The organism is Methylopila turkensis (assembly GCF_027922325.1).
Taxonomy (GTDB): Bacteria; Pseudomonadota; Alphaproteobacteria; order Rhizobiales; family Methylopilaceae; genus Methylopila; species Methylopila turkensis.
This window is the reverse complement of the sequence record NZ_BSFL01000002.1, coordinates 350236-369249: the sequence shown is the minus strand read 5'-3', so window position 1 is coordinate 369249 and position 19014 is coordinate 350236. Positions and strand designations below refer to the sequence as shown.

The window sequence follows — 19014 nt, the reverse complement described above, 5'->3', positions numbered from 1 at the left end:
CATGGCGGCGAAGGATCGGAACGTGTATCGCGAAAGAACGTTGCGGGCGGGCGGCGACTCGACCCGCGACCGCGGCGAGGGATGTCGCGCGAGATCGCGCGAGGGCGAGGACGGACGACGATGTTTTTCTGGGCACGGACCGCGGCCGCCGCGGTGATGGTCATGGCAGGGGCGACGGTCGCGCTGGCGCAGAGCACTCCGCAGCTGTTCGCGCAGACCGAAGAGACGCTGCGCGCCAAGCTGAAGTCGGCCTACGCCGGACAGCCGGCGCGCTTCGGCTTCGAGAACTTCCGCCGCCGCACCAACGGCAAGGACGAGGCCGTGTGCGGCCAGGCGACGATTTATGTCGGCCGCGACAAGCCGAGCTTGGTGCGGTTTGTCTACCGCTACAACGCCGGCGACGCCGCGATCGAGACGCTCGGCGCCGACGACACGCGCACGGTTCAGGCTCTCTGGACGCCGCTCTGCCTGCGCGGCCGCCCGATCAATTGACCCTCCCGATCGTCATCGTCGCGGCCGTCGCCCGCAACCGCGTGATCGGTCGCGACAACGACATGCCGTGGCGGATCTCGAGCGACCTGAAGCGGTTCAAGGCGGTGACGATGGGCAAGCCGCTCATCGTCGGCCGCCGCAACCATGAGGCGATCGGCCGGGCGCTCCCCGGCCGGCAGACGATCGTGCTGACGCGCGACCATTCCTTCAGCGAGCCCGGCGTCCACGTCGCCCACGACCTCCAGGACGCGCTCGGCCTCGCCGAGGCGCTCGCGGAGGAGATGGGCGCGGAAGAGATCATCAGCGCCGGGGGCGGCGAGATCTACGCGCTGACGCTGCCGCTCGCCGAGCGCATGCGGCTGACGGAGATCGACGCGGCCCCGGACGGAGACGTGCTGTTCCCCGACTACGACCCCGCGCAATGGCGCGAGACCTTCCGAGAAGCGCACGCCGCCGGTCCGCGCGACGAGTTCGCCTTCACCTTCCGGGACCTTGTGCGCGAGCGCGGGCTGAAGCGCTCGTGATCGGCTGCGTCGTCGCGAAGGATTGATTTCGCGCGAGCGCGGCGCCACCTCGCGTGGCGCTAAGAGTCTCTTCGCGTTGAATGGCGGGGAGCGGTCGCCTATAAGCGCGGCTCGTGAGGTCGTGCGGCTCCCTCGGGACCGCCAGCCAAAAGGACGTTCGATGCCCTGGAGCAACCAGAGTGGCGGTGGCGGCGGCGGACCGTGGGGCAACAAGCCCGGCGGCCCGTGGGGGCAGGGTCCCCAGCAGCAGGGGGGGCCTAACCCGCCCGATCTGGAGGACCTGATCCGCCGCGGCCAGGAACGCCTGCGCAGCGTGCTGCCCGGCGGCGGCGGCAGCGGCCGCGGCGTGCTCGCGCTCGTGGCGGTCGCGGTGGTCGCCTGGGCCGTCTCAGGCTTCTACCGGGTCGAGGCGGACGAGGAAGGCATCGTGCTGACCTTCGGCCGCTACACCGGCACCACCCAGGCCGGCCTGAACTACCATCTGCCCTACCCGATACAGACGGTTCTGACGCCCAAGGTCACGACCCAGAATTCGATCGAGGTCGGCATGCGCACCGCGGCGAGCGGCAGCGCGCGCTCGCCCACCAGCCGCGAAGTGCCTCAGGAAAGCCTGATGCTGACGGGCGACGAGAACATCGTCGACGTCAACTTCTCGGTCGTGTGGATGATCAAGCCGGCCGACCCGGCCGCCGGACGCCCGAGCGGCGCGGCGGCCTACCTGTTCAACCTTCAAAACCCCGAAAGCACCATCAAGGCGGTCGCCGAAAGCGCGATGCGCGAGGTGGTGGGACGGTCGCGCCTGCAGCAGATCCTCACCGAAGGCACGCCCGAGACCGACGTCACGGCGCAGCCCACCACGCCCGGCGCTCCGCCGGTCGAGCCGGTGCGCAAGCCCGAGGAGGTGCAGTCGGCTGCGGTCACCGCGGCGGCCGTGCGCGAGCTGATGCAGAAGACGCTCGACAGCTACGACGCCGGCATCGACATCGCCCAGGTCCAGCTCCAGAAGATCGCGCCTCCTGGCGAGGTCATCGGCGCCTTCCGCGAAGTGCAGGTGGCGCAGGCGGACCGCATCCGCCTCACCAACGAGGCGCAGGCCTACGCCAACCGCATCGTGCCGGAAGCGCGCGGCCAGGCGACCCAGACGCTGCAGCGGGCCGAAGGCTTCAAGGCCGCCACCGTCGCCGAAGCGCAGGGCCAGGCCTCGCGCTTCTCGCAGGTCGTGACCGAGTACACCAAAGCGCCGGAAGTGACCCGAGAGCGCATCTTCATCGAGACGATGGAGCGCGTGATGGGCGCGGTCGACAAGGTGATCATCGATCCCAAGGCCTCGGGCCAGGGCGTGGTGCCCTTCCTGCCGCTCGACCAACTCGGCGGCCAACAGCAACAGCAACGCCAGCAGCAGGCGCCGCGCGCAGGCGCGGCAGGCGGGGGAGCGAACCAGTGAACCGCAACATTCTCGGCGGCTTCCTCGCCTTCGTCGCGGTCGCCGCTCTCGTGGCCGGCTACAGCGCGCTCTACACCGTCGCCCAGACCGAGCAGGTCATCGTTCTGCGCTTCGGCCAGCCGGTCGACACCGTCACGGAGCCCGGCCTCCACGTGAAGGTGCCGTTCATCGAGACGGTGGTGCGCATCGACAAGCGCATCCTCGATCTTGACCTGCCTGAGCGCGAGGCGACCGCGAACGACCAAAAGCGTCTCGTGGTCGACGCCTTCTCTCGCTACAGGATCACCAACCCGCTGCGGTTCCGGCAGGCGGTCGGCACGATCGAGCAGGCGAACGCCCGTCTCACCAACGTTCTGACCGACGCACTGCTGGAAGCCATCCGCTCCAACAATTTCGAGCAGATCGTGCGCGACCGGCGCGACCAGATCATGGCGCGAATCCGGGACCAGGCGAACCGCGAGGCCGACCGGTTCGGCATCCAGATCGTCGACGTCCGCATCCGTCGCGCGGACCTCCCGGAGCAGAACTCCAAGGCGGTGTTCGAGCGCATGCAGTCCGAACGCGCGCAGGAGGCGGCCCAGATCCGCGCCCGCGGCGCCGAGCAGGCGCAGGGCATCCGCGCCCGCTCCGATCGCGACGCGCAGGTCATCGTGGCCGAGGCGAACCGTGACGCCGAGGTTCTGCGCGGCGAGGGCGAGGCCGAGAAGACCCGCATTCTCGCGGAGGCCTTCGGCGCCAACCAGGAGTTCTTCGCGTTCTCCCGGTCGATGGACGCCTATGAGAAGAGCATGAGGTCCGGCACCCGGCTGGTGCTGGCGCCCGACAGCGCCTTCTTCCGCTTCTTCGAGCAGTCGGGCGGCCTGCCCGCGCCGGCCCGGCCGGCGGCGCCGGCTGGAACGCCCGCGCCGCAATGATCGACTTCTTCGCCGCCCTCGGTCTCGTGCTCGTGATCGAGGGCGTCCTGTTCGCGGGCTTTCCCGCGGCGGCGAAGAGATCCTGCGCCCACATTCTCGAGACCGACGACGGCGCGCTGCGGACCCTCGGCGTCGGCTGCGCCGTCATCGGGCTCGTCGTAGTCTGGTTCGTGAGGGGATGACGGGAAGGGCGTAGGCCGCCGTGGCGTCAGGCGGTCTCCACGGCGGCTCCCGCCGCCAGCTCGACGCGGTTGCGGCCGCGCTGCTTGGCCGCGTAGAGCGCGGCGTCCGCCTCCTCGACCAGGCGTTCGAGCCGCCCCGGCGGCGCCGCTGCGACGCCGATGCTCACCGTCACGACGCCCGCGAGGCCGCCCGGATTGAGAAGCGCCCGGTTCTCGACGCTGGCGCGCACCCGCTCGGCGATCGCGCGGGCTTCCTCAAGCACGACGTCCGGCAGCAGCACGACGAACTCCTCGCCGCCGAAACGCGCGACGAAGTCGACCCCCTCCCGGAGCTCCGACCGGATCAGACCGGCGACCGCCGCGAGCCGTTCGTCGCCGGCGGCGTGGCCGAGTTCGTCGTTGAGCTGCTTGAAGCGATCGACGTCGATCATGAACAGACCGATCGTCGAGCGCTCGTCGGCCCCGATCCTGAGGGCGCCGTACACTTCGTCGAAATGGCGCCGGTTCGACAGCGAGGTCAGCGGATCGGTCCGCGCCATGGCGAACAGCCGGCTGTTCATGGCCTCGATCTCCCGCATCTTGAGCCGCTCGCTCATCGTCAGCACGAAGACGCGGTAGTGCAGCCGGTCGTGGGCGCGGCGCGCGAAGGTGAGGCCTGCGAGGCCGCCGCCATAGAACAGCGCCATCTGCGCCGCCGCGTTCATCGACAGCGGGGGATCGGGGATCTGGAGCAGGAACCCGCAGAACAGGGCGATCGAGACGCCGGTCAGGATAAGAGTGTCGCGCCATGCGATGCGCGTGACCATGACGCCGCTGCCCGCGACGAAGGCGGCGTGGACGATGTAGCGCTCCGTCAGTTCGGGCCCGTAGCGCAGGCCGGTCGCGCCGGCGACGACCATGACCGCCGCGCAGCAGGCGATCATGATCACGCCCTCGAGCCCCGGCTTCGCCATGGCGTGGATCAGCCACGCCGCCGCCAGCAGGAACATGGTCAGCCCGAACCGCGCCGCGGCGAAGGCGCCGAGGGCCTGCTCGTCGGCCAGCAGCGGGTCGAGCGGAAGGCACAGCGCGTTGAGGAGCGCGATCGAGACCAGCCAGGCGCGGATGATCTTCTTGCGGCTCTGCCAGGTCGCCTGCCGGAACGCGGCGTGGATCGCGGGCGGCAGGCGCAGCTCTCGCGTCCGCACGCGTGTGAGAGCTTCGATCGCCTCTGCGAAGCCCGGATCCGACGGGACCGCGTCGCGATGCGCCGCCCGTTCCTCGGCTTCCGATCTCGTCATGCGATCCGTCATGGCCGCCTGTTTACGTCTGGTCGCCCGTTGCGGCTGAGCAAACGGCGGGCCACGTCCCAGGGTTAGCCGCCGACGGTCGGCCGCGCGGCCGTCAAGCGTGGTCGGCCGAAGGGCGCGACGCGCGGGCGTCGCTCGGTCATGCGGTGGGATCGGCGTCGGAACGACGCCGGGCCGGCCCCAGCCGCGAGCTAGGCGCTGACGTCGAGCAGGCGGCCGACGCCGTCGGGCGTTTGGGCCTTCACCGTTTCGGCCACCTGGGCGACCAGACCGGCGACCGCCTGCTGCTGTTCGTTGGCGATCTTGAGCGCGGCGATGGTGAAGCCGTCGCGGGTTTGCTGCGCCGACGTGGCGACGGCGGAGGCCGCAAGCGAACCGATCTCCATGGCGTCCCTCCTCACGGCGTGGGGAAGGATTTTGAGGCGCCCGGATTAACGCGAAGCTAACGTGATGAGCGATCGATCAGCGGGTCGGGACCGGCTCGGCGCCGCGGTAGTCGTAGAAGCCGCGCTGCGTCTTCCGCCCGAGCCAGCCGGCCTCCACATACTTCACCAGCAGCGGGCAGGGGCGGTACTTGCTGTCCGCGAGCCCCTCGTACAGCACCTGCATGATCGACAGGCAGGTGTCGAGGCCGATGAAGTCCGCGAGCTGCAGCGGCCCCATCGGGTGGTTGGCGCCGAGCTTCATGGCGGTGTCGATGGCGTCGACGGAGCCCACGCCTTCGTAGAGCGTGTAGATCGCCTCGTTGATCATCGGCAGCAGGATGCGGTTGACCATGAAGGCCGGGAAGTCTTCCGAGACGGCGACCGTCTTGCCGAGCCTGTCGATCAGCGCGCGCGCGCTGTCGAAGGTCTCGTCCTCGGTCGCGATGCCGCGGATGAGCTCCACGAGCTGCATCACCGGGACCGGGTTCATGAAATGAATGCCGATGAAGCGCTCCGGCCGGTCGGTCGAGGCGGCGAGCCGCGTGATCGAGATCGACGAGGTGTTGGTCGCGACCATCGTCTCGGGCTTCAGCGTCGGGCAGAGCTCCGAGAAGATCTTGCGCTTGATCTGCTCGTCCTCGGTCGCGGCCTCGATCACCAGATCGCAGTCCGCGAGGTCGGCGTAGGAGCTTACGGGGTGGATGCGCGCGAGGGCGGCCGCGCGGTCCGCGTCGGTGACGGCGCCCTTGCCGACCTGGCGCTTGATGTTGTGGTCGATCCGCTCGATCGCCGCGGCGATCCGGTTCTGGTCGATGTCGTTGAAGGAGACGTCGAGGCCTGCGAGCGCGCAGACATGCGCGATGCCGCTGCCCATCTGGCCGGCGCCGATCACGCCGATCCTGCCAATCTCCGTCGCCATGTGATCCGCCTGGCCGTTTCTTGGTGTCTTGGCGCGCCACATACGGCGCACCTGATCAGTATAGTTATTGCAACGCACAAAACCAGCGCCGGAAAAGGGTTCTTCCGGCGCTGCGGCTCGTCACTTGGCCTTGGCTAGCTCCGCCTGCAGCTCCGGCGCCGCCGTGAAGAGATCGGCCACCAGGCCGTAATCCGCCACCTGGAAGATCGGCGCGTCCTCGTCCTTGTTGATCGCGACGATGACCTTCGAGTCCTTCATGCCGGCGAGATGCTGGATCGCGCCGGAGATGCCGAGGGCCACATAGAGTTCGGGGGCTACGATCTTGCCGGTCTGGCCGACCTGCTGGTCGTTGGGCGCGTAGCCCGCGTCCACCGCGGCCCGGCTCGCGCCGATCGCGGCGCCGAAGGCGTCGGCGAGCGGCTCGATCACCTCCTTGAACTTCTCGGCCGAACCGAGCGCCCGCCCGCCCGAGACCACGACCTTGGCGGAGCCGAGCTCCGGCCGGTCGGACTTGGTGAGGTCCTCGCCCACGAAGCTCGACAGCGCAGGGTCGGCCGCGGCCGAGATTTCCTCGACCGTGGCCGAGCCGCCGTCGCCGGTCGGCGCGAAGGAGGCCGTGCGGACGGTGATGATCTTTTTCGGGTCCTTCGACTTGACCGTCTGGAGCGCGTTGCCGGCGTAGATCGGGCGCTCGAACGTGTCGGGGCCCTCGACCTTGGTGATGTCGGAGATCTGCATCACGTCGAGCTTGGCGGCGACGCGCGGCAGGATGTTCTTCCCCGTGGTGGAGGAGGAGGCCACCAGCGCGTCGTAGGAGCCCATCAGCCCGAGGATGAGCTCCGCGAACGGCTCCGCGAGGCCGTGGCCGTAGGATTCGCCGTTCACGAGCAGCACTTTCTCGACGCCCTCGAGCTTGGCGGCGGCGTCCGCCGCGCCGCGCGGGGCCTTGCCGGCGATCAGCACGTGCACGGGCGCGCCGAGCGCCCTGGCCGCGGTCAGCGCCTTGGCGGTGGCGTCGCCGAGGTGGTCCTCGTGGTGGTCGGCGAGGAGCAGGGTCGCCATGGTCAGATCACTCCCGCTTCGGACTTGAGCTTCGCGACGAGCTCGGCGACGGAGCCGACCTTGGCGCCGGCCTGCCGCTTCGGCGGCTCGGTCGTCTTCAGCACCTCGAGCCGCGGCGTGAGGTCGACGCCGAGATCGGCCGCGGACTTCTCGTCGATCGGCTTCTTCTTCGCCTTCATGATGTTGGGCAGCGAGGCGTAGCGCGGCTCGTTCAGGCGCAGGTCGGTGGTGACCACCGCCGGCAGCTTGAGCGACACGGTCTGGAGACCGCCGTCGACCTCGCGGGTGACCTCCACGCTCTCGCCGCCGGGCGCGACCTTCGAAGCGAAGGTGCCCTGCGGCCAGCCGAGCAGGGCCGCGAGCATCTGTCCGGTTTGGTTGCAGTCGTCGTCGATCGCCTGCTTGCCCATCACGACCAGGCCCGGCTTCTCCTCCTCGACGATCTTGGCGAGGATCTTGGCGACGGCGAGCGGCTCCGTCGGCTGATCGGTCTTCACCAGAATGCCGCGGTCGCCGCCCATGGCGAGCCCGGTGCGGATGGTTTCCGCCGCCTGGGCCGGACCGACGGAGACGACCACCACTTCGGTCGCCTTGCCGGCCTCCTTGAGGCGCAGCGCTTCCTCGACCGCGATCTCGTCGAACGGGTTCATCGACATTTTGACGTTCGCAAGCTCGACGCCCGACCCGTCCGGCTTCACCCGGATTTTCACGTTGTAGTCGACCACTCGCTTGACCGGGACGAGAACCTTCATCGCGTCGTTCACCTCGGATTCGCTGCCGATGCCCGCTGGGCCGCGCCGAAGATCGAGGGTGGCGCGCCGCTGACCGGGGCGGACAGTAGGGGTGCGGCGCCTGCGAAGTCAACGCGCCGAAAGGCGGTCGATCTGATCCGAAAGTCAAAGAGGCGCTTGGAGAAAACGCGCCGGCCGCGGCGCAAGGGACGACGGGCGCGGCCGGCGCCGAGGCCTCAGTCGAGCAGCATCCGCTTCAGCAGCTCGATCTCGTCGCTGAGCGCGATGTCGGTCTTGACCAGCTCGTCGATCTTGCGCACGGCGTGCAGCACCGTGGTGTGGTCGCGACCGCCGAAGCGCCGCCCGATCTCGGGCAGCGAGCGCAGCGTCATCTGCTTCGAAAGGTACATAGCGACCTGGCGCGGACGCACCACGGTCTGGGTCCGCCGCGAGGACAGCAGGTCGGCGCGGCTGACATTGTAGTGCCGCGCGACGATCCGCTGGATGTCCTCGATCTTCACGCGCTTCGGCTCGACCTGCCGCACGAGGTCGCGCAGAGCGGTCTCCGCCATCTCGACGCTGATCGGAGCGCCCGTCAGCGTGTTGTGGGCGAGCAGCCGGTTGACCGCGCCATCGAGATCGCGGCCGTTCGCGGTGATGATGCGGGCGACATAGGCGACCACGTCGGCCGGCACGTCGAACTTCGGATGCAGGCGTCGGGCCGCCTCGATCCGAACTTCGAGGATCTTGGCGCGCAGGCCCTCGTCGAGCGCGCCCATCTCGAGCGTCAGGCCGCCGGCGAGGCGCGAGCGCAGGCGCTCATCGACGCTTTCAAGCTCGGACGGCGCCCGGTCGGCGGCGACGATCACCTGCTGGCGCCCGTCGAGCAGCGCGTTCAGCGTGTGGCCGAACTCCTGCTGCACGGTCTTGCCCTGCAGGAACTGCAGGTCGTCGATGATCAGGAGGTCGATCGCCCTGAGCCGCTCCTTGAAGGTCAGCGCGGTCTGCGCCTTGAGCGAGGCCACGAAGTCGAACATGAACTTCTCGGCCGTGAGGTACATGACCCGCCGGCCCGTCGCCTCGACCGCGTGGGCGGTCGCCTGCAGCAGGTGGGTCTTGCCGAGGCCGACCGCGGCGTGGATCACGAGCGGGTTGAAGGTGACGGGATCGCCGGCCTTGGCGCTCGCCACCTGAAGCGCGGCGGCGTGAGCGAGCTGGTTCGAGCGGCCGACGAGGAAGGTGTCGAGCGTGAGGCGCTTGTCGAGCGGGGAGCCGGTCAGCCGCTGCTGGCCGTCGCGCGACTGAGCGAAGCCCGTCGGGATCGGGGCCGAGGCGCGCTCCTCCTGCTGCTCCATCCGCGGGGCGGGAGCGACGATGACGTCGCCGCCGCTCGCGGCGAGCTTGGGCGCGGCGACCCGGACGCCGAGCGCGATGCGGTCGACCTCCGGGGCCTCCTCCGAGAGCACCACGGTGATCCGGTCGGCGTAATGCGACTGGATCCAGCTCTTAAGGAAGCGGGTCGGCACCGTCAGATGCGCCACGCCGTCCTCGACGCGGTCGAGCGCGATGCGCCCGAACCAGCTGAGATAGACGTCGTCGCCATACTCCGCGCGCAGCCGCGCGGTCGCCCGCCGCCAGGCCGCCTCGTGGCCCTCGTCATCGCCAATCGCCGGAGACGCGGCCGCAAAACGTTCGGACTGCGCAGGAAGCATCGGACATCTCCGGGAATTTTCGGTGCGGCGATCAGATGAGTGACGGACGGCGGACGCGACGGCGTTCAACTCTGGACCCAGGGAAGGCCGTCGGCCTTCCAGCCGGCGACCGAACCGCGGCGGCGTTCGCCGTCCAGCGGGCCTTCAAAGCCGCCGGCGACATTGTAGGCGCGTGTCCAGCCGAGGGCTGCGAGCGCGGCGGCCGCCGCCTGGCTGCGCGCGCCGCTGCGGCAGAGGAAGTAGACCGGCGTGTCCTCGGTCGCGCCCGCGGACTTCAGCGTCTCGGCCACGGCCTCCGCGAAGCCGGGATCGATCTGCATCGACGGGAAGCGCTGCCACTCCTGAAGCAGCACGCGCTTGCCGGCCGGGGACAGGTCCGGCACGCCCACGAACGACCACTCCGCGCTGGTGCGGACGTCGACCAGGGCTGCGGCGGGGTCCGTTTCCAGGCTCTCCCAGGCGTCGCGCGGAGCGACGTCGCCAGCATAGGATCCGCGCGGTTCGACCATAGAAATCTCTTCGCCGGCAGTGCGCCGAGCGCCTCTCTGTCCAGGTTGCGCATACGCTTACGCCAGGCGCGTGTTATCGCTAGCGCCAAAGCCGCTGATACGCCGGTGCATTGGTATGAGGTTTTACTACTGAGAATGAATCAGACGACTGCGAAACAAAGCCCGCCGTCGCTGTTTCTCTGAAAGCTCGCCATCTTATCCTCGTCCGCGGGGAAGAAGTAGTTGCGGCGTCTCTCCATGGCTTTGGAAGATACACAGGGGTCCGAGGGCGCGCAACGGGTGGGGGAGCTGCGAATCGGCGCGGCGCGGGCGCGAATCGGATGACGCCGTCGCCATGGGCGCCGGACCGCTTTGCTCAAACCTCTGCATAGCCAGCAAAATCGAATTGACGTCGCGCCCCGCGCCTCCGCACAGGGCGCCGCGAGATTCTTTTTGCGCTGTCTGTGATTCACATCGGCGCAGCTTCAGATTCCGGGGGCTCCCACGCGACTTGCCCGTAAATGTTTGAAAACGAAAAGCTTTTTCTGCTCATCAATCGACGCTGGAAGCGGTTGCGGCGGGAAGCTCCGGAATCCGCGAGTCAATACGGATTCGCGCGCGCCGCGACGATCAAGCCCTGCGTCTCAAAAGGGTCACAAACGAAAAAACCCGGCGCATGGCCGGGTTTTCGAGCGACGTGGAAGCGTCGTTATCAGGCGCTGAGCGAGCGCACCCGAGCCGCGAGGCGCGAGACCTTCCGCGAGGCGGTGTTCTTGTGCAGCACGCCCTTCTGGGCGGCGCGCATGATCTCCGGCTCGGCCGCGCGAAGAGCGGTCTTGGCTTCCTCGGGCTGGCCGGAGGCGATGGCCTCTTCGACCTTGCGGAGGAAGGTGCGGACCCGGCTGCGGCGCGCGCCGTTCACCTTGGTGCGGCGGGCGATCTTGCGAACGGCCTTCTTGGCCGACGGCGTGTTGGCCATGGGCGTCTCGTTCCTTTTATCTGCGGTGGACGCGCGGCTCTGAGGGCGCGTCGACGAACGTCTGTGGGCGAGCTTTCGCCCGCCGCGGAGCCGGTCTCCTAGCAACAGTCGCCGGCGCCGTCAACGGCGCGGGGATCACGCATGGCGCTCGATCGCGCCGGTCGCGTCCGCGACCGCAGCGAAGCGCGCCCGCGGCCAGATCGCGCGCACCACGGCCCCGGAGGCCGGGGGGGCCGCGTTGCCGAGCACCAGGGTAGCACCGGACCGCTCCAGCAGGGTCTTGGCGATGAAGAAGCCGAGCCCGAGCCCGCCGGCCTCCACGTCATGGACGTGGCTGTCGGAACGGGTGGAGATGTAAGGCTCGCCGATCTTGGTCATCACCTCCGGCGCGAAGCCCGGACCGTCGTCGGCGATCTCGATCGCCACCTCATCGTCGTCCCAGCGCACCGCCAGCCGCACGCGCTCCTTGGCGAAGTCGACCGCGTTCTCGGCGATGTTGCCCAGTCCATAAAGCACGGACGGATTGCGTCGCCACCGCGGCGCGATCGCGGGGTCGCCGGTGAGGGCGACCTCGAACGCGACGCCGAAATTGCGGTGCGGAGCGACGATCTCCTCGAGCAGGTGGCTCATGGAGAGCACGTCGAACGGGGCGCCGTGCTCGTCGAGGGAGGTCAGCTTCTTCAGGATCTCGCGGCAGCGCGCGACCTGCTCGCGCAGGAGGGCGATGTCGTCGGCGTGGGGCCCCGGCGCCAGCGCCCGCTCTAGCTCCTTCGACACCAGCGCGATGGTGGCGAGCGGGGTGCCGAGCTCGTGGGCGGCGGCGGCGGCCAGCCCGTCGAGCGCGGACAGATGCTGCTCGCGCGCGAGCACGAGTTCGGTGGCCGCGAGCGCCTGGCTGAGCTCTCGGCCCTCCTCCGCGACGCGCCACGCATAGGCGCCGATGAAGCCGAGCGCGAGCAACAGCGCGGTCCAGATCCCCGCCACATAAAGGAACGGCATCTCGAGCGGCTGCGGAGCCGTCCAGGGCAGGGGAAGGTGCGCCACGCCGAGGATCGTGGCGCAACCCATGACCAGGGCGCCGAGAATGGCGGTCGTTTGAGGCGGGAGCGCCGTCGCCGAGATCATCACCGGCGCGAGGAACAGGATCGAGAACGGGTTCTCCATCCCGCCCGTCAGGAACAGCAGCGCCGCAAGCTGCAGCACGTCGTAAGCGAGCAACGCGCAGGCGGCGGGCGGCGACAGCCGGTGGCTCACCGGGTAGCGAAGCCGCAGAACCACGTTCAGCAGCGCCGACATCGCGATAAAGGCGAAGCAGGCCGCGAGCGGGAGCGGGAAGCCGAACGCCACATGCACGGCGACGACCGCGACGCTCTGGCCCGCGATCGCGAGCCAGCGCAGACGGATCAGCGTGTCCAGCCGGAGCTGGTGCTGGTTCAGCAGGCGATCGCGCGGGGGAGAGAGGGGGAACGTCACCAGGCGGGCTTTCCGGTTTTCAGGGAGGAGGCTACGCTGCGACGCCGCAGACGATGGGCCCATTGACGCGACGCGAGATCAGCGGAATCTTGAGGCTCCGACGCTATGATGCGCCGCACAATCGGCGAGGGTTTACCGATGCCACGCAGCTCCAAGGAAAGCGGAATCGGAGAGTTCGGCGGCGCGCCCGTCTACGCCGACTGGGGCGGATCGGCGACCTCCCTGCCGCTTTACTGGCTTTATGAGGCGGCGCAGTCCTCCCTTGGTCCCGCCCGCGCCCTCGCCGACGCCGGAAAGCTGTACTTCAAGAATCCCGCGAACCCAATCGCGCATACGGATTGGGGCCGCAAGGTCAGCGCGCTCTGCGAGGTGTTCGAGCGCGCCACCCGACGCTACGGCAAGCCTGAATTCGGCCTTCCGACCACGCTTGCGCGCGGCGAGCGCGTCGAGGTGACCGAGAAGCGCGTGTGGAGCCGCCCGTTCTGCGACCTCGTCCATTTCGAGCGCAATCGGAGAGCGAACGCGCGCAAGCAGCCGAACCTGGTCATCGTCGCGCCGATGTCGGGGCACTACGCCACCCTGCTGCGCGGCACGGTCGAGGCGATGCTGCCGGACCACGAGGTCTACATCACCGACTGGACCGACGCGCGCATGGTGCCGCTGTCGGACGGCGCCTTCGACCTCGACGACTACATCGACTACCTGATCTCGATCTTCCGCTTCCTGAAGGGCGACTGCCACGTCATGGCGGTGTGCCAGCCGGCGGTGCCGGTGCTCGCGGCGATCGCGCGGATGGAGGCGGAGAACGATCCTTACGTGCCGCGCTCCATGACGCTGATGGGCGGGCCGATCGACACCCGCGAGAATCCGACGGCGGTCAACGACCTCGCCCACGAGCGCGGCCTCGACTGGTTCCGGCGCAACGTCATCACCATCGTGCCCTGGCCCAATCCGGGCTTGATGCGGCAGGTCTATCCCGGCTTCCTGCAGCTCACCGGCTTCGTGTCGATGAACCTCGACCGGCACGTCACCGCGCACACCGAATTCTTCAACCATCTCGTCGACGGCGACGGCGACAACGCCGGGAAGCACCGCGAGTTCTACGACGAGTACCTCGCGGTGATGGACCTGACCGCCGAGTTCTACCTGCAGACGGTCGACACGGTCTTCATCCGCCACGCCTTGCCGAAGGGCGAGATGACCCATCGCGGCAAGCCGGTCGACTGCTCGAAGATCACGCGCTGCGCGCTGATGACGGTCGAGGGCGAGCGCGACGACATTTCGGGCGTCGGGCAGACGAAGGCCGCGCACAAGCTCTGCTCCAATCTCAGCGACGACAAGCGCGTGCACTATCTCCAGGAGCGCGTCGGCCATTACGGCGTGTTCAACGGCTCGCGCTTCCGCTCCGAGATCGCGCCGCGCATTCACGACTTTATCCTGTCGAACGAGCCGGGCCTCGCCCGCCCCGCCAAGGCGGCGAAGACCGCGGAGCCGGCGCGGCTGGATGAGCCCAAGGGTCCGGCCGACGACCTCACCAAGATCGCCGGCGTGGGCCCCAAGCTGCAGAAGCTGCTGAACGAGGAGGGCATCTTCCATTTCTGGCAGATCGCCCGGCTCGACGGCCCGGAGCGCGAGGCTCTCGACGCGAAGATGACGCCGCCTGGACGCATCGCGCGCGACAAGTGGGTCGAACAGGCGTCGGATCTCGCGCGGTCGGACTGACGCCAGCCGATTTGGTCCCCTTCGCCGTCGTCCGGAAGGCGCGAAGGGGATGAGTCCCATTTTTTATTGTTTTCTTATTTTGCCGCGCCAGCTAGAGCAGCGTGGTGCATCAACGGACGTCGATGTGCTGAGCCGTTGATCTTATTATTATTTGGAGAGCCAAGATGAAGACCGCCAGCCGCCTCGTCATGGGCGCAGCCGCTCTGATGTTCGTCGCCGCGCCCGCCTACGCCCAGACCAAGACCGTCACGGGCGCCGAGGTCCTCAAGACCTACAACAAGGACGGCGACGACACGCTCGAGATCGCCGAGGTCATCCACCTCGCGAGCAAGCTCTACGCGGAGATCAATCCGGACGGCGACTCGACCCTCGAGCCGGACGAGACCGAGGGCCGGCTGTCCGCGGCCGACTGGAAGCGCGCCAACAAGGACGGCGACGACACGCTCGAGATGGACGAGTGGCTGTCGATCGCCCGCAAGCGCTTCAACGCCGCCGACAAGAACAAGGACGGCAAGCTCACGGCGGCCGAGCTCGACTCCAAGGCCGGCCGCGGCGTGGTCGTGATGATCGTCAAGTAAGCGGTTCCGGCCGGTCGGGCTTCGCTGTCCGCGGATCCAGGGATCGGTCCACCGCCGCCGCGCCGCGCGTCATGGCGCTGCGGACAAAAAACGGCCGGGGAGACCCGGCCGTTTCGTTTGTCCGGCCCCCAAAGGGCCGGCGGGCGTCAGGCGATGTACTGGCCGCCGTTGATGGTCAGCGTGGAGCCGGTCACGAAGCCGGCCTTCTCGCCGGCGAGATAGACCACGGCCTCCGCGATCTCGTCGCTCTCGCCGAGGCGGCCGACCGGGATCGTGGCGATGATCGAGTCCCGCACCTTCTCCGGCACCGCCATCACCATTTCGGTCGCGATGTAGCCGGGGGCGATGGCGTTCACGGTCACGCCCTTCTTGGCGTTTTCCTGCGCCAGCGCCTTGGTGAAGCCGATCACGCCGGCCTTGGCGGCGGAGTAGTTGGCCTGGCCCATCTGGCCCTTCTGGCCGTTGATGGAGGTGATGTTGATGATGCGCCCGAAGCCGCGCTCGCGCATGCCCTCGATCACGGGCCGCGTCATCGTGAACATCGAGTCGAGGTTGGTGCTGATAACCTCGCGCCACTGCTGGAACGTGGACTTGTGGAACATCGAGTCGCGGGTGATGCCGGCGTTGTTCACCAGCACGTCGATCGGGCCGACCTCGGCCTCGACCTGGGCCACGCCGGCCGCGCAGGCGTCCGGATCGGCGACGTCCCACTTGAACACGGCGATGCCGTGCTCCGCCTTGAAGGCGTTCGCCTTCTCGTCGTTGCCCGCGTAGGTGGCGGCCACGTTGTAGCCGGCCTTTTTGAGGGCGATGGAAATCGCCTCGCCGATGCCGCGCGTGCCGCCGGTGACGAGCGCCGTCCGTGCCATGTCATGCCTCCCAGGAATCACAATGGGTTCGGGCGTTGTCCCCGCCCGTGAAGGAACCGGCCGGCCGCCGTGGCGGCCGGCTATCGCGAGGGCGTCTTCAGTCGCGGGCGACCGTCAGGGCGATGCCCATGCCGCCGCCGATGCAGAGCGTGGCGAGGCCTTTCTTGGCGTCGCGCTTGATCATCTCGTGCAGCAGCGTGACCAGCACGCGGGCGCCCGACGCGCCGATCGGATGGCCGATCGCGATCGCGCCGCCGTTGACGTTGACCTTCGAGACGTCCCAGCCGAGATCCTTGTTCACCGCGCAGGCCTGCGCGGCGAAGGCCTCGTTGGCCTCGATCAGGTCGAGGTCGTCGATGGACCAGCCGGCCTTCTCGAGCGCCTTGCGCGAGGCCGGGATCGGGCCGGAGCCCATCACCGACGGGTCGACGCCGGCCTGCGCCCAGCTCACGATGCGGGCGAGCGGCTTCAGGCCCTTCGCCGCCGCGGCCGACGCCGAGGTCACCACCAGCGCGGCGGCGCCGTCGTTGATGCCCGAGGCGTTGCCGGCGGTCACCGAGCCGTCCTTCGAGAAGGCCGGGCGCAGCTTGGCGACGCTGTCGAGGGTCGCGCCGTGGCGGATGTACTCGTCCTGGTCGACGACGACGTCGCCCTTCTTCGACGAGATCGTCACCGGGGCGATCTCGTCCTTGAACCGGCCGGCCTTCTGCGCCGCCTCGGCCTTGTTCTGCGAGGCAACCGCGAACTCGTCCTGCTGCTCGCGGGTGATCTGCCACTTCTGCGCGACGTTCTCGGCGGTTGTGCCCATGTGGTAGCCGTTGAAGGCGTCCCACAGGCCGTCCTTGATCATCGTGTCGATGAACTTGACGTCGCCCATCTTCGTGCCCGAGCGCATGTGCGCGGCGTGGGCGGACTGGCTCATGCTCTCCTGGCCGCCGGCGACGACGAAGGCGCTGTCGCCCTGCGCGACCGCCTGGGCGGCGAGCGCCACGGCGCGCAGGCCCGAGCCGCACACCTGATTGATGCCCCAGGCCGCCGCCTCGATCGGGATGCCGGCCGCGATCGACGCCTGCCGGGCCGGGTTCTGCCCCTGCGCGGCGGTCAGCACCTGCCCGAGGATTGTCTCGGAGACCTCCCCCGGCTCCACGCCGGCGCGCTCCAGCGCCGCCTTGATGGCGATCTTCCCGAGTTCATGGGCGGGGAGCGAGCTCAGCGCGCCGTTGAAGGCGCCGACCGCGGTGCGGGCTGCGCCCACGATCACGACGTCGGTCTCGGCCATGTTCAGTCCTCCGCACGTTCGATGCCGACCGCGCTGCACGGCCGAAAGAGTGCTGGTTATCGGTAGCCGCCGTTCGCGACGTCAAGACGACCTAGGTCGATTCGCCTCGCGAATCGCCGAATGGACTAGCGGCGGCGTTGGACGACTAAGCCTTTCGGAGCATAGAGCGGGCTTGAAGGCTCCGCACTGCACAAAAATCTAGCCGACGCCTCATTATCGCCTTATCGTCCAAGGGCCTCGGCCGGCTTGAGCGTGCCGCGCCGCGGGAGGAACGCCGAAGAAGCCGAAGAAAAAGGCCGCCAGACGCGCGGAGATCAGGGCGATATGCCGAGCACGACCGATCCGATTACGATCAAGAAGTACGCCAATCGCCGTTTGTACAACACCGGCACGAGCACCTACGTCACGCTCGAAGACCTCGCCGCGATGGTGAAAAAGGGCGAGGATTTCCACGTCGTCGACGCCAAGTCCGGCGACGACATCACCCATCAGGTGCTGACGCAGATCATCTTCGAGCAGGAGAACAAGGGCCAGAATCTCTTGCCCATCACGTTCCTGCGGCAGTTGATCCGGTTCTACGGCGACAGCATCCAGAGCATCGTGCCGAAGTATCTGGAGCTGTCGATGGGCGCTCTGACGCGCGACCAGGACAAGATGCGCGCGAGCCTTGGGACGTTCGGCGGCGCGACCTTCCAGTCCGCGGTCGAGGAGCAGATGCGGACCAACGTCGCCATCATGGAGCGCGCGTTCCGCATGTTCACCGCCTTCCCCGGACAGACGGAGGCGACCTCCACGCCGGAGCAGGCGACGCCTGCGCGCGAGGAGAAGCCGAGCCTCGATCTCGACGAGCTTCGTCGCGAGATGGCGGAGATGCGCGCCCGGCTCGACAAGGTCGCGGGTTCGAACAGCTAGGCCCGGTCAGGCGCGGCGCTCGGCCACGAAGCGCGCGAGGTCGCGCAAACCCTCCGCGTCCGCGCCGAACGGCGACAGCGCGTCGCCAGCCTGCGCGGTGAGGTCCGCGAGGCGCCGCCGCGCGCCGTCGACGCCGAGCGCGGCCACCAGCGTGGCCTTGCCGGCGGCGGCGTCCTTGCCCGTGGCCTTGCCCACGGTCGCCGCCTCGCCCTCTACGTCGAGCAGGTCGTCCGCGACCTGGAACGCCGCCCCCAGCGCGCGGCCGTAGGCGGCCAGCGCCACGCGCTGCTCCGGCGTCGCGCCGCCGAGCGCCGCCCCCATCACGATCGGCGCCGCGATCAGGGCGCCCGTCTTCATCGCCTGCAGGCGCAGCACCGCGGCTTCGTCCTGCGGTTCGGCGGGCGCACCCGAGAAGCGCCCCTCGGCGGCGAGATCGAGCATCTGCCCGCCGACCATGCCGCCGACGCCCGCCGCGCGCGCCAGCTCCGAGACCAGGCCGATGCGGACCTGCGCGTCCGGATGGGTCGCCGGGGCCGCAAGCAGGTCGAAGGCGAGCGTCAGCAGCGCGTCGCCCGCGAGAATGGCGGTGGCCTCGTCGAAGGCGCGGTGCAACGTCGGGCGCCCGCGCCGCAGGGCGTCGTCGTCCATCGCCGGCAGGTCGTCGTGGATAAGGCTGTAGCCGTGGACGCATTCGACCGCGAGCCCGGCCCGCAGCGCTCCGGCCGTGTCGGCGCGAAGCATCTCGGCCGTGAGCACCACAAGGGCCGGCCGCAACCGCTTGCCGCCGCCGAGCATGGCGTAGCGCATGGCCTCCACCAGCCGGGCGGGGCGGGCGGTTTCGCCCGCGCCGGCCTCGAGGCTCAGGACGCCGTCGAGCGCGGCCTCGACGGACGCTGCGATCGTGGACAGCCGGCGCTCGACGGCGGAGTGGGCCATGGGGGAGACCTCGTGTGCGGAGCCCGGCCGTGCCTCAAGGGCGCGGCCTCGTCAAGTCGGCGTCATCACGATGGTCGGCCGGTG

General features: G+C 69.0%; 20 protein-coding genes. 8 read left to right on the top strand and 12 right to left on the bottom strand.

Annotation, left to right across the window (positions count from 1 at the left end):
• Positions 1-120: 120 nt before the first annotated feature.
• The 5 genes from PKE78_RS08380 (at position 121) to PKE78_RS08360 (ending at position 3556) form a co-directional block, all read left to right on the top strand.
• Positions 121-492, top strand: coding sequence for a hypothetical protein (locus PKE78_RS08380; RefSeq protein WP_271200418.1), 372 nt, complete (start codon positions 121-123; stop codon positions 490-492).
• Entirely contained in the window at positions 489-1016 is a 528-nt protein-coding gene (locus PKE78_RS08375; protein ID WP_271200417.1) for a dihydrofolate reductase, read from the top strand. Before PKE78_RS08380 ends, PKE78_RS08375 begins: the two co-directional genes overlap by 4 nt.
• Before the next feature lie 160 nt (positions 1017-1176).
• A complete protein-coding gene (gene hflK / locus PKE78_RS08370) occupies positions 1177-2460 on the top strand; it encodes a protease modulator HflK (RefSeq protein ID WP_271200416.1) in 1284 nt (427 codons plus the stop codon).
• On the top strand, positions 2457-3374 hold the full coding sequence (hflC, locus tag PKE78_RS08365) for a protease modulator HflC (RefSeq protein WP_271200415.1): 918 nt from the start codon (positions 2457-2459) through the stop codon (positions 3372-3374). The genes hflK and hflC overlap by 4 nt, the downstream gene beginning before the upstream one ends.
• Complete coding sequence (locus PKE78_RS08360) at positions 3371-3556, top strand: DUF2065 domain-containing protein (RefSeq protein ID WP_271200414.1); 186 nt, start codon at positions 3371-3373, stop codon at positions 3554-3556. Before hflC ends, PKE78_RS08360 begins: the two co-directional genes overlap by 4 nt.
• A 26-nt stretch (positions 3557-3582) precedes the next feature.
• Here PKE78_RS08360 and PKE78_RS08355 read toward each other — a convergent pair whose 3' ends face one another.
• The 9 genes from PKE78_RS08355 to PKE78_RS08315 form a co-directional block, all read right to left on the bottom strand.
• Entirely contained in the window at positions 3583-4836 is a 1254-nt protein-coding gene (locus PKE78_RS08355; RefSeq protein ID WP_271200413.1) for a GGDEF domain-containing protein, read from the bottom strand.
• Positions 4837-5036: 200 nt separating this feature from the next.
• Positions 5037-5231, bottom strand: coding sequence for a hypothetical protein (locus PKE78_RS08350; RefSeq protein ID WP_271200412.1), 195 nt, complete (start codon positions 5229-5231; stop codon positions 5037-5039).
• 76 nt (positions 5232-5307) lie between these two features.
• A complete protein-coding gene (locus PKE78_RS08345) occupies positions 5308-6189 on the bottom strand; it encodes a 3-hydroxybutyryl-CoA dehydrogenase (protein ID WP_271200411.1) in 882 nt (293 codons plus the stop codon).
• A gap of 120 nt (positions 6190-6309) precedes the next feature.
• Positions 6310-7251, bottom strand: a complete 942-nt coding sequence (locus PKE78_RS08340; RefSeq protein ID WP_271200410.1) for an electron transfer flavoprotein subunit alpha/FixB family protein — start codon at positions 7249-7251, stop codon at positions 6310-6312.
• Between the two features lie 2 nt (positions 7252-7253).
• Positions 7254-8003, bottom strand: a complete 750-nt coding sequence (locus PKE78_RS08335) for an electron transfer flavoprotein subunit beta/FixA family protein (RefSeq protein WP_271200409.1) — start codon at positions 8001-8003, stop codon at positions 7254-7256.
• 215 nt (positions 8004-8218) lie between these two features.
• Positions 8219-9694 carry a chromosomal replication initiator protein DnaA gene (dnaA, locus tag PKE78_RS08330; RefSeq protein ID WP_271200408.1) on the bottom strand — a complete coding sequence of 492 codons (1476 nt, stop codon included), beginning with the start codon at positions 9692-9694 and terminating at the stop codon, positions 8219-8221.
• Between the two features lie 65 nt (positions 9695-9759).
• A complete protein-coding gene (locus PKE78_RS08325) occupies positions 9760-10203 on the bottom strand; it encodes a rhodanese-like domain-containing protein (RefSeq protein ID WP_271200407.1) in 444 nt (147 codons plus the stop codon).
• 691 nt (positions 10204-10894) lie between these two features.
• Positions 10895-11161, bottom strand: a complete 267-nt coding sequence (gene rpsT, locus PKE78_RS08320) for a 30S ribosomal protein S20 (RefSeq protein ID WP_271200406.1) — start codon at positions 11159-11161, stop codon at positions 10895-10897.
• Positions 11162-11296: 135 nt separating this feature from the next.
• Complete coding sequence (locus tag PKE78_RS08315) at positions 11297-12637, bottom strand: ActS/PrrB/RegB family redox-sensitive histidine kinase (RefSeq protein ID WP_428981259.1); 1341 nt, start codon at positions 12635-12637, stop codon at positions 11297-11299.
• A gap of 135 nt (positions 12638-12772) precedes the next feature.
• Here PKE78_RS08315 and phaZ point away from each other — a divergent pair, with 135 nt between their 5' ends.
• Both phaZ and PKE78_RS08305 read left to right on the top strand, forming a co-directional pair.
• Positions 12773-14356 carry a polyhydroxyalkanoate depolymerase gene (gene phaZ / locus PKE78_RS08310; protein ID WP_271200404.1) on the top strand — a complete coding sequence of 528 codons (1584 nt, stop codon included), beginning with the start codon at positions 12773-12775 and terminating at the stop codon, positions 14354-14356.
• Between the two features lie 164 nt (positions 14357-14520).
• On the top strand, positions 14521-14934 hold the full coding sequence (locus PKE78_RS08305; RefSeq protein WP_271200403.1) for an EF-hand domain-containing protein: 414 nt from the start codon (positions 14521-14523) through the stop codon (positions 14932-14934).
• 146 nt (positions 14935-15080) lie between these two features.
• Here PKE78_RS08305 and phbB read toward each other — a convergent pair whose 3' ends face one another.
• Both phbB and PKE78_RS08295 read right to left on the bottom strand, forming a co-directional pair.
• On the bottom strand, positions 15081-15803 hold the full coding sequence (phbB, locus tag PKE78_RS08300) for an acetoacetyl-CoA reductase (protein WP_271200402.1): 723 nt from the start codon (positions 15801-15803) through the stop codon (positions 15081-15083).
• Between the two features lie 97 nt (positions 15804-15900).
• Positions 15901-17082 (bottom strand): acetyl-CoA C-acetyltransferase, encoded by a 1182-nt coding sequence (locus PKE78_RS08295; RefSeq protein WP_271200401.1) that lies wholly within the window; start codon positions 17080-17082, stop codon positions 15901-15903.
• A 324-nt stretch (positions 17083-17406) separates the two neighbouring features.
• Here PKE78_RS08295 and phaR point away from each other — a divergent pair, with 324 nt between their 5' ends.
• Positions 17407-17994 (top strand): polyhydroxyalkanoate synthesis repressor PhaR, encoded by a 588-nt coding sequence (gene phaR / locus PKE78_RS08290; RefSeq protein WP_271200400.1) that lies wholly within the window; start codon positions 17407-17409, stop codon positions 17992-17994.
• Positions 17995-18000: 6 nt separating this feature from the next.
• Here the strand turns inward: phaR and PKE78_RS08285 are convergent, their stop codons facing one another.
• Entirely contained in the window at positions 18001-18930 is a 930-nt protein-coding gene (locus tag PKE78_RS08285; RefSeq protein WP_271200399.1) for a polyprenyl synthetase family protein, read from the bottom strand.
• Positions 18931-19014 lie beyond the last annotated feature (84 nt).